The sequence below is a fragment of the Corallococcus sp. CA047B genome (assembly GCF_003612065.1).
In the GTDB taxonomy this organism is placed as follows: Bacteria; Myxococcota; Myxococcia; order Myxococcales; family Myxococcaceae; genus Corallococcus; species Corallococcus praedator.
On the sequence record NZ_RAWD01000061.1, the window covers coordinates 24,354 to 33,754 of the forward strand.

Below are 9,401 nucleotides of genomic sequence, written 5' to 3' on the forward strand. Positions count from 1 at the left end.
GTCAGCTCACCGGCACGCGGGCGATGAGTTCCGCGAGCTGATCGCGGCAGGTGACGCAGCGCTGGCGGAAGTCCTCGCTGAGGTCCGTGGATGCGATGAGCGTGTCCCAGTAGGCCCGTGCGTGACGGGCTGCGTCCGACCAGACATCCAGGTTGTTGGCATTCGGCGGCGCGGGGCGGAAAGCTCGCTCGACGAGGTGCGCGCCATCGGGTGCGAAGACCATGGGCAACATGTCGTAGATGGGCGCGAGCTGAAACATGCGCTCCTCGATGCCCGAGAAGAAGGAGACATTGCCAAGGTGCCGGTCGGTGTTGCCAATCAGTTGCCCGAAGGTGTCAAGCCAACGGACCCGGCGGGTATCCTCCGGGGACAGGCGCTGGTCGGCGAGCAGGCGCAAGGCGACGTCGGTCCAGTTACCGCCCGAACCTACGTATTCGTTGTCGATGACCCGCAGGGACATCATGGCGCGCCTCCCTCCGACGCCCACCCGGTCAAAGCGCTCGACCTCCAGGAACCGGTACGTTCCCAGGTCGAACCACCAGGCCTGTGCCGCGTCGAATCCCGCCGCGCGGACCGCCTCCAATGCCAGGGCTTCGCACGCAAGCAGGTCCCGCCAGCGCTGCCCGGCACTGCCTGAGCTTGCGTCCGCGAACTTCACGAGCAGATGGCGGCCTCCTCCACGGATGACGAACTTGGGTTGCTCGCCCGCGGCCGAGGAGCCCGAGCCTTCCGCGAGGAAGGTGTGGACCCTCTTTGGATAGCTGTCGCGGCTGACCTCCGCGCTGCCGTGAATCATCTCGTTGAGCACCTGGCCCAGATGGCGGCTCAAGGACTCCTGGCCCAGGATGAGGTTTCCCACGCAGTCCTCGCCGCGCCGGGCCAGGGCGATGATCACGTGATCATTGCTCCAGTCCTCCGTGCGCGGAGGCAGGCCCAGGTCGGGATGCCGCTCACGGAAGCTCCGCCCCATGTATCCCTGCGGCCGCATCTCTTCCAGGAAGGGGGGCAGCCCTTCGAAGGCTTCTTCCCCTCCCAACCTGAACTCGAGCGAGCAGCCTCCCGTGGCAAGGAGGTGGAGTGTCGCCGCCTGCCAGAAGTCACCGGCATCGTTCACGCTGTAGAGCGGGATGGATGAACCCAGGTTCGGCAGGCTGCGGCTTCGGAGTTGCTCGGCCTTGGGTGCTTCTTCGATGCGTTGGCTCTGCTCGCCCAGGGTCTTGAGCCCGTCCTTGAACTGTCGCCACAGGGCAGGCGGCGAAGCACCGAAGTGCTTCTCGAACTTTTCCAGAGGCATGGCGCGCAGGCGCCCAAGGCGTTCCAGCAGTTCAGCGACGAAGGGACGGTCAGGAGGCGCCATGACGGGGTGGGTAAATAGATAAGCCCGCCGAGGGATATTTCAAACCCTTATGATTATTGGAGTTTCCTGTCTTCAGACGCTCAGCGTTTGCGTGGCGCCTCGTTCAACTCCCGCAGGGACACGAGCCGGTCCAACAGCGGCCCGCCCAGCTTCCTCCGGGCGATGCGCTGCGATGGATAGATGCCCCGGTGCCCGGTGAGCAGGTACGCCACCGTGGCGACGATGGCCACGTGGGGCAGCACCGCGCCGCCCACCAGCTCCACCGCCATCAATGACAGGGCCAGGGGCGTGTTCGCGGCCGCCGCGAACAGTGCCGCCATGCCCACCGCCGCCCCCAGGTCCACCGGCAATCCCAACAGCCTCGCCAGCACATTGCCCAGCGCCGCCCCGATGAAGAACAGCGGCGTCACCTCACCGCCCAGGAACCCCGCGCCCAGCGTCACCACCGTGAACACGAGCTTCCACGCGAACGCGTCCCCCGGCAGTGACACGTCCTGGAACGCGCGCAGGATGCCGGGCACGCCCAGGCCCAGGTAGTCGTCCGTCCCCGCCAGCTTCCACAGCGCCACCACGCCCAGGCCGCCCAATGCCATGCGCAATGGCAACCACGGCACCCGGCGCTCCAGCAGCTTCTTCAGCCCGTGCGTGCCTTCAATGAAGGCCACCGCCACCAGCGCCACCGCCGCCGCGAACACCAGCCACTTGCCCAGCACCGGCAGCGTCAACGCCAGCGCCTGTGGCGTGGGATAGGCCGTGTGGTGGATGCCCAGCCCCCGAGTCACCAGGTCTCCCACCACCGCCGCGGTGAGCGCGGGCAGGAGCGCCTCGTAGCCCAGCCGGCCCACGCACACGACCTCCAGCCCGAACACCGTCCCCGCCAGCGGCGTGCCGAACACCGAACCGAAGCCCCCCGCGATGCCCGCCGCCAGCAGCTCGCGCCGCGTGTCCGGCGCCACGCGGAAGCGGTGGGCAAGCTGATCCGCGAGGCTCGCGCCCATCTGCACCGCCGTGCCCTCGCGCCCCGCGCTCCCGCCGAACAGGTGCGTAAGCACCGTGCCCACCAGCACCATGGGCGCCATGCGCAGGGGAATCACCGCGTCCCCCTCATGCACCGTGTCCAGCACCAGATTGTTGCCCCCCCGGATGGACGCGCCCCACCGGCCGTACACCGCGCCCAGCACCAGCCCCGCCACCGGCAGCGCGTACACCAGCGCCCCGTGTGCCAGCCGGAACGCCGTGGCCCACTCCAACAGCGCCAGGAACACCGCCGACGCCACGCCGCACACACCGCCCACCACGCCGCCCAGCAGCAGCCACTGTCCCAGCGCTCGGGCACTCCCCGGAAGGTTCACGGCCGGAGAGTCTAGGCGCGGCGCGGCAACCCCGACCGGGAAGTTCTTCACCTCCGCTCAAACACAGACAGCGGATTCTTCCAGTCAGACGGGGTTCGCCAGCCCTGAAACATGATGAAACAACGCGTCAATACGGAGCGACGCGTCATCGTGAGGACAGACACCCCCTCCTCTGACGCGTCATGGCGGAATTCATGCTCAACCAGTAATGCTGGTTGTGGAGCTATTTCGGGTCTGGGTGGTGATTCCAGAATCAAACCCGTGTACCTTGCGCCGCCTCTCCCCGTGCAGGGGAGAGACCCCCTACCTCCTCAGGAGCCGGTATGTCCGTTCGTCGCAGCGGGCTGTCCCTCGCCGCCGTCCTCGCCGCCACCACGTTGGGTGGAAGCGCGATGGCCAGCACCATCAACCAGAACACGTCGTGGACCATCAACCGTTCGGCGTCTCAGACGTACCGGGTGGTGGCGTACGGCGACTCCATCTTTGCCGGCTACAACGGTGGCATCGGCAGCGTGGCGCGCCGTGGCGCCCCGGTGGTGGAAGGTGAGTACGCGGCGAAGAAGTGGGGCACGAACGTGGAGGTCATCCGCCGCACGAAGTCCGGTGCGAAGGCGGACGACATCTACAACAACAAGATCGTCTCCGAGCGCTCGTACATGCAGACGGCCAACACGCGCGTCGTGATGTTCGAGATGTGCGGCAACGACTACCTGCAGGCGCGCAGCGCGTTCACGGACCAGACGGGCACGTGCAACTACAGCGGCCTGCAGGCGGCGCTGACGGCGTGCACCACGTACATGGAGCGTGGCATGCAGGCCATCAACCAGTACGCGACCAGCGCCAAGGTCAAGGTCATCTCCAACATCTACTACCCCGGCTTTGACGCGGACAACGTGCTGACGGCCTGCACGGACTCGGCGACGGGGCAGAAGGTGAACAAGCAGACCTACTTCCTGCCGCTCCTGGCGCGCAGCAACTGGCGCGCCTGTAATCTGGCGTCGAAGTACGGCTTCCAGTGCGCGGACTCCTTCGCGGAGATGATGGCGGCGGACTACGACCGCAACGGCGACGGCCAGGTGGACTCCGCGGCGATCGCCTACCGCGCCGGTGAGACCGAGGACGCGTACGTGCAGCGCATCAGCGTCACCCTGCGCAGCACGCTGCGCGACGCGAACCTGCACCTGGCGAACGCGAGCACCAGCTTCGACTACATCCAGTCCGACAACACGCACCCGACGTACACGGGCTCGACCATCAGCGTGAACATCTTCTCCGGCTCCGGCTCCGGTTCGGCCGCGCCGGGCTACACGGACGCGCAGATCGTCAACGGCAAGAACCCGGACTGGAACAAGTTCGGCCACGAGCGCATGGGTTGGACGATCTCCAACTTCGATCCCGCGACGCCGTGAGTTGATGCCGCATCCGTAGTGCCCGGGGCCTCCGACCTGTCATTGGGTCGGGGGCCTTGTCATGTCCGGAGGCTTCATGAAGACCTGTTGGTGGGTCGCGCTGTTGCTCACGGTGGGGTGCGCGACGCCGCGCGTGGTGCATCTGGACACGGGGCGGGGAGAGCCCATCGCGTACACGCCTACGTCGCCCGCTCCGGTGGAGGTGGACGAAGAGGCCTTCCGGCAGGCGGTCGCGCAGTTGGTGCTCGAAACACGGCTGGACGTGGCGTCCGGACGGCACGTGCTGTTGGCTTCGGCGGGCGGCGTCGTGGATGGCGTCCGGGGCACGACGTCCGAGCGGATCTGCGAGGGGCTGGAGGCGCGGGAGGCGTGTCTGGGCCTGCTGGGGCGCGGGTTCGCGTCCGGTGTGATGGAGCGGCGGATGATGGCGCTCTCCTTCGCGTTCGACACGGTCTGGGAGGGCGTCGCGGACGTCATCCAGGACCTGATGGATCCGGCAGCGCTGCGCACGATGGTCACCGCGACGGTGGGCAGCGCGCTGGTGATGCTGGTCATGCCCGAGCCCATCACGAAGATCGTCGCGCTGGCGCTGACCGCGTCGTTGATCGCGTATCTGGGCGCGGGGCCCGTGTGGAACCTGGGCCAGGGCTTCCTGCGGTTGATGGACGAGTCCGAAGCGGCCCGGAGTCCTGAGGAGCTGAAGGAGGTGGGGCACCGGTTCGGAAGGGTGCTGGGGAGCAACGGGGCGCGGGTGCTGGTCCTCGTCGCGTTGACGGCGATGGGCGGGAGGAACGCCCTGGCCGCGCAGGGGCCGAGGATGCCGGGCTTCGCGCAGGCGGCGGCGCGGGCGGAGGTCGAGGGCGGGTTCCAGCTGGCGAGGGTCTTCTCGGGGGAGGTGCGGTCCCTGTCCATGCCAGCGGCCGGGGTGCTGAACGTCACGCTCGCGCCCACGGCGGTGGCCGCGGTCGCGATGGGGCCTGGGGGCGGGATTCAAGGGGACCCGGAAGGGGACGTGCATCACATCTGCACGGACAAGAACGAGGTGTCCGATGCGTCAGGTGGGCCGTGGACGCCTCGCTACGAAGAATTCTTCGAGCAGGCCGGGATGTCGCTGAATGACGCCGCGAACAAGGTGCGTCTCAAGGGGCATAAAGGTCCGCATCCGAAGGAGTACCATCAGGCTGTCTTGGACCGGATCGAGAAAGCCATGAACGGATGTCAGTCCGTCGGACACTGCCGGGGTGCGTTGGTTGACGAGCTTGCGAAGATTGCGAAAGACCTCATGACAGCTGGCACAAAACTGCGAAAATTGATTACGAAGAATCCCGAGGCATAGACGATGGATCGAAGGTTTTTTCGATTGGCAATTGATGTGTATGTGGCTGGGCGCTGGCATCTGGGAAAGCCGACGACTCTCAGCGGACAGGCGCTGGATGATGTCTGGGTATTCGGCTACGGCCGCCCCTTGGAGTTCAGTGAACGGCTGCGTGTTCCTGTGAGGCATCCTGGAAAGCCACTGGACTTTGACACCGCCGGAGTCGGGCAGGCTCCCGTCGTCAATGCTCGGGTTGCGGAGGTGTTCCGGGAGTTGGCAGCGCACGATGTGCAGCTCTTCCCCTGTGAAGTCGAGGGGCAGGATGCGCCCTACTGGCTGATGAACGTGGTGCGAACGGTCCGCTGTATCGACGACAAGGCGAGCGCGGAGGTCCAGTTCTATACGCCCGAAGATGGTCGGCCAGACCGGGTCGGGGAATATCGGTCCGTCATCGGGTTGCGCATCGACACGTCAAAGGTCGGTGATGCGCGTGTGTTCCGACTCTGGGGCTGGCATCCCCCCATCATCGTTGACGAGGAGATCAAGGATGCGCTGGAGCGCGTCGGCATCGTGGGCGGGCGGTTCGACGCGGTTTGAGTCCGCCGGCTACGTGGTGCGCAGCGCCCGGTGGACGAGGTGGATGTCCCGGAAGGATGGGATGCGCGCGGGGCCGAGGACCTGCTTCAAGGCCATCCGCATCTGTGCCGCGCACCGTCTCGGTTCGAGCCCCCCGATGCCGGTTCCCAGGCCCGGACAAACGAGGGTCCGGATGACGGGCGCTCCGGCGGCTTCGTTGTGTCGCTTCACCGCGAGCAGGATGGCTCGGAACGCCAGATAGGCATTGACCGTCTGCGCGACGCTTTCAGGGATGCGCATGGTGGGCGCGGCCACGAGGAAGGGCCAGCGCGCGTCGCCGGAGGACACGACCTCCGCGGCCCCGACGGGAAGCTCCCCGTGATGCCGCTCCACGATGGCCTTCTGCACCGCGTCTTGCACCAGGAGGCCCAGCGTGTCCCGGATGGCCAGGTCGAGCCCTCCATCCATGATGCCGAAGCTGTTGGCCGGGCTGACCATTGCGTCTGCGGAAACAGAGAAGAAGTCCCCTTCCACCACGGAGACGAAGTCGAACGCCTCGAAGGCTTCAGCCCACGCCTTCACCAGTTGAGGTGCACGGTCGATGAGGTAGATCTTTTCGGGAATCATGTCTGCTCTGTCTGGGTCGGTTTCGTGTGAGCGGGATGATCCGCCCACCGAGCGAGATGAGATGCGCAGGTCCGTGGCCTCCCAGATGAGGGACCAGTCCACGGAGGGTGCTATCTGAACTCATCCACGATGTAGACCCCTGCGCTGGGTGCTCCGAGGACGGCCATTCCAGGCTTGGAGTCTGGCAGCTTCCGGAGCTGCCCGATGCCCAGCCGCGCTACCGCGCAGATGGGAACCTGAGCCCCTCCATCCAGGGGCTGGGCGGCGTAGTACCGGATGACCGCCTGGGGACCACTGGTCCAGACCCGGCCATAGAGCCGGGCCGGTGCCGCCAGAGGGCCGAGGTCGTCTTCGAGCACGCTTTCAATCGAGCCTTCATACAGCGCGAGCGGGCTGCTCGACTGATTCGCGTCGAGCTGGATCCACGCGGAGGCACCGACGAACAGCCGCAAGTAGTTCATCGCCTTGCGTGCCTCTTCCGGGCACTTCTCAGGCCCTGGCGTTCCGTCGGGACGAAGGGCCACTCCTCGTGTGGCGGCGCCAGGGCATCCGGACGACATCAAGAGCAGCACTGCGCAGCCCAGGAGCGCGAGCTTGGTGGAGGCCATACGTCGCGCTCTTACTGTGCAACGAGATCTGGATCTAGCTGAACGACCGCCTGTCGAAGGCCGTCCTGCCGGTACAACTCCAGGAACACCGAGGTCAACTTGCCGTCTTCGATGAAGGCGCTTTTGTCCGCCACGAAAGCCACCACACCGGACTCACCCGGAGCAATCGAAGGACGGGTCGCACGAACCGCGACGGTGCTCTCCCTCCCGCTCGAAACGCTCAGGAGCCGGGCCGACTTCATGCTCCAGCCCTGCTTCATTGAAACGTTCTTGATGGTCAGGACGACCGCCGCCTTGCCCTTGCCTCGGAACACGGTCGCCTTGAGCTTGGTGTCGCCATCCTCGCCGTTGATGCGACTCGCAATCATGAAGGGCGTCTGCGCGACAGCTCCCGCGACAAGGAGCGCGGCCAGAGCGTGGTCCTCCGAGGTCTCCTCCTTGCGGTAGCGCTGGTTCTCCTCGGCGAGGGTGCCGTTCTCCTGGAGCGCCCTTCGCAGCGCCGCGTGCATGGCAGCGTAGCCCTCACGGTCCTTGTACACGTCGACCTGTTGGTCGGGCCGCTCCTGTTGCTCCCAAGCTGGCGGCCGCAGGAGGAACGGCACTGCAGTCCCGTCCACCAGCGTCACGACTAGCGGAATCCCTTCTTCGTCGTTGAGGTCGTGGAGCGGCTCCAGGATGACCTTGTTGCGGACCACTGCCAGCGGCTCGAGCCTTCCCTCCCAGCCGAGCATCTTCGTCCTGCTGGAATCCACGGCCTTCTCGAACCGCAGCGTCGTGACCACCTGCCTCTTCACGTAGACGCGATGGGTGCCATCGTCCGGGTGCTCGGAAAGCATGAGCGCACGCACGAAGTTCTTCTCGCGCTCGCTGGCGCCAGCCACGGAGGCCAACAGGACGCAAAGCAGAAGGGGTCGAAGCACGCGCACAACCTACCAGGAGGGCCATTCGGCCTCCAATCCTTCAGGCCAGCAGGCGCATCGCGAGGAACGCTGGCAGCGCGATGTAATACAGAGCCCGGCACGTCCACTCCGCGCCGGTGCGCACGTGGCGTGCCCACCTGGGCCCCAGCCAGGCCGCTCCGAAACACAGCGCTTCCACGAGTGCCCTCCAGAAGCAGCCAAACAGCAGCAGGGCCAGGAACACCGGCAGCCACGTGCGGACGAACGTGAGCAGGTACGCCTTGAGCCCGTACATCTGCCACTCGCCAAAGGCGCCCCCGAAGGAGATGTACTGGTGCGCCCGGAAGAAGATGCCCGAGATCACCCCCGGCACGAGGCCGTACTTCAGCAGCCAGTCGTACCAACGCCTGCGCCACTTCGCGTTTCGCGCCTGTGCGTAACGCACCAGCGGATGCTCGCGCGCTTCGCCCAGCGGCCCCATCGCCGTGAGCAGCGGCACGGGGTCCTGCAACTCCAAGCCGTAGTCGAACGCGCGCCCCGTGCGCAGCATCAGCGTGAGCCCGGGGCCCGGAATGGGCAGCCTCCACGGGCGGACCGACGCCAGGGCCTCGAAGGGAATCTCGAAGTGCGCGCCCCCTGGCTGCGTGAGCACGAGCCCTTCGGGACGCACCGTCACCGTGGCCCGCGTGCCCAGGTGCAACAGCCGCAGCGCGATGAGCGGCAGCAGCCCTCCGACCGCCAGCCCTGTCGCCAGCGGGCCGGGCTGCGTCTCCTGGCTTCCCGCGAGCACGTCCCGGAACAGCAGCACGGTGAAGTAGCAGAGCGTGCCCAGGGCCCCGGCATGCAACAGGGCCCCCAGGGCTCGCAGCCTGGGTGTGAAGGCGTGGACGGGGAAGGGGCCGGACGCGTCGACGTTCATGGGTGGCGGCCTGCGCATTGCTTCGGAGCGAGCGGCTTCCGTAGCATACGCGCCCCGGAGGCTCCCCGAGAACATGCGTTCCCCGCAGTCTGGCCCTGAGCGTCGCACGGATTCCGATGGCGTGACGCGGGTGACGCCCTCGCGAGAGTCCCGCGGCACGGGCTCGTGGCTCATCGGTGGCGCCGCCCTTCTCACGGGCCTGTGCGCGCTCCTCTGCGTCTGGTGGCTCTCCCGGCCTGTGACCGTGGAGGAGCGACCGGAGCCGGTGGTCGAAGCGGCGTTCAAACCCGCTCCCTCCGAACCCCTGCCGCCGCGCGCGCCCGTGCGCCGCGCCACCCC

Annotated in this window: 9 protein-coding genes and 1 pseudogene; 4 read left to right on the plus strand and 6 right to left on the minus strand. The window is 66.9% G+C overall.

Annotation, left to right across the window (positions count from 1 at the left end; all coding sequences use genetic code 11):
- Position 1: 1 nt before the first annotated feature.
- Positions 2–1,294 (minus strand): HipA domain-containing protein, encoded by a 1,293-nt coding sequence (locus D7X74_RS12770; protein ID WP_120533217.1) that lies wholly within the window; start codon positions 1,292–1,294, stop codon positions 2–4.
- Positions 1,295–1,437: 143 nt separating this feature from the next.
- The gene (locus D7X74_RS12775; protein ID WP_120533228.1) at positions 1,438–2,709 is read right to left on the minus strand and encodes a chloride channel protein; all 1,272 of its coding nucleotides are present in this window, start codon (positions 2,707–2,709) and stop codon (positions 1,438–1,440) included.
- A 323-nt stretch (positions 2,710–3,032) separates the two neighbouring features.
- Here D7X74_RS12775 and D7X74_RS12780 point away from each other — a divergent pair, with 323 nt between their 5' ends.
- The 3 genes from D7X74_RS12780 to D7X74_RS12790 all read left to right on the plus strand — a co-directional run bounded on the left by D7X74_RS12780 (position 3,033) and on the right by D7X74_RS12790 (position 6,030).
- Complete coding sequence (locus tag D7X74_RS12780) at positions 3,033–4,118, plus strand: SGNH/GDSL hydrolase family protein (RefSeq protein ID WP_120533218.1); 1,086 nt, start codon at positions 3,033–3,035, stop codon at positions 4,116–4,118.
- Between the two features lie 76 nt (positions 4,119–4,194).
- Positions 4,195–5,454, plus strand: coding sequence for an AHH domain-containing protein (locus D7X74_RS12785; RefSeq protein WP_120533219.1), 1,260 nt, complete (start codon positions 4,195–4,197; stop codon positions 5,452–5,454).
- A 3-nt stretch (positions 5,455–5,457) separates the two neighbouring features.
- On the plus strand, positions 5,458–6,030 hold the full coding sequence (locus D7X74_RS12790) for an imm11 family protein (RefSeq protein WP_120533220.1): 573 nt from the start codon (positions 5,458–5,460) through the stop codon (positions 6,028–6,030).
- 9 nt (positions 6,031–6,039) lie between these two features.
- Here D7X74_RS12790 and D7X74_RS12795 read toward each other — a convergent pair whose 3' ends face one another.
- The 4 genes from D7X74_RS12795 to D7X74_RS12810 all read right to left on the minus strand — a co-directional run bounded on the left by D7X74_RS12795 (position 6,040) and on the right by D7X74_RS12810 (position 9,062).
- Entirely contained in the window at positions 6,040–6,636 is a 597-nt protein-coding gene (locus D7X74_RS12795; RefSeq protein ID WP_120533221.1) for a macro domain-containing protein, read from the minus strand.
- 110 nt (positions 6,637–6,746) lie between these two features.
- Entirely contained in the window at positions 6,747–7,244 is a 498-nt protein-coding gene (locus tag D7X74_RS12800) for a hypothetical protein (protein ID WP_120533222.1), read from the minus strand.
- Positions 7,245–7,255: 11 nt separating this feature from the next.
- Positions 7,256–8,170 (minus strand): DUF2381 family protein, encoded by a 915-nt coding sequence (locus tag D7X74_RS12805; RefSeq protein WP_120533223.1) that lies wholly within the window; start codon positions 8,168–8,170, stop codon positions 7,256–7,258.
- Positions 8,171–8,204: 34 nt separating this feature from the next.
- On the minus strand, positions 8,205–9,062 hold the full coding sequence (locus D7X74_RS12810; RefSeq protein ID WP_120533224.1) for a hypothetical protein: 858 nt from the start codon (positions 9,060–9,062) through the stop codon (positions 8,205–8,207).
- Between the two features lie 130 nt (positions 9,063–9,192).
- On the opposite strand from D7X74_RS12810, the pseudogene D7X74_RS12815 reads away from it, so the two are divergent.
- Positions 9,193–9,401 (plus strand): annotated as a pseudogene (locus D7X74_RS12815) (hypothetical protein); the annotation flags it as partial.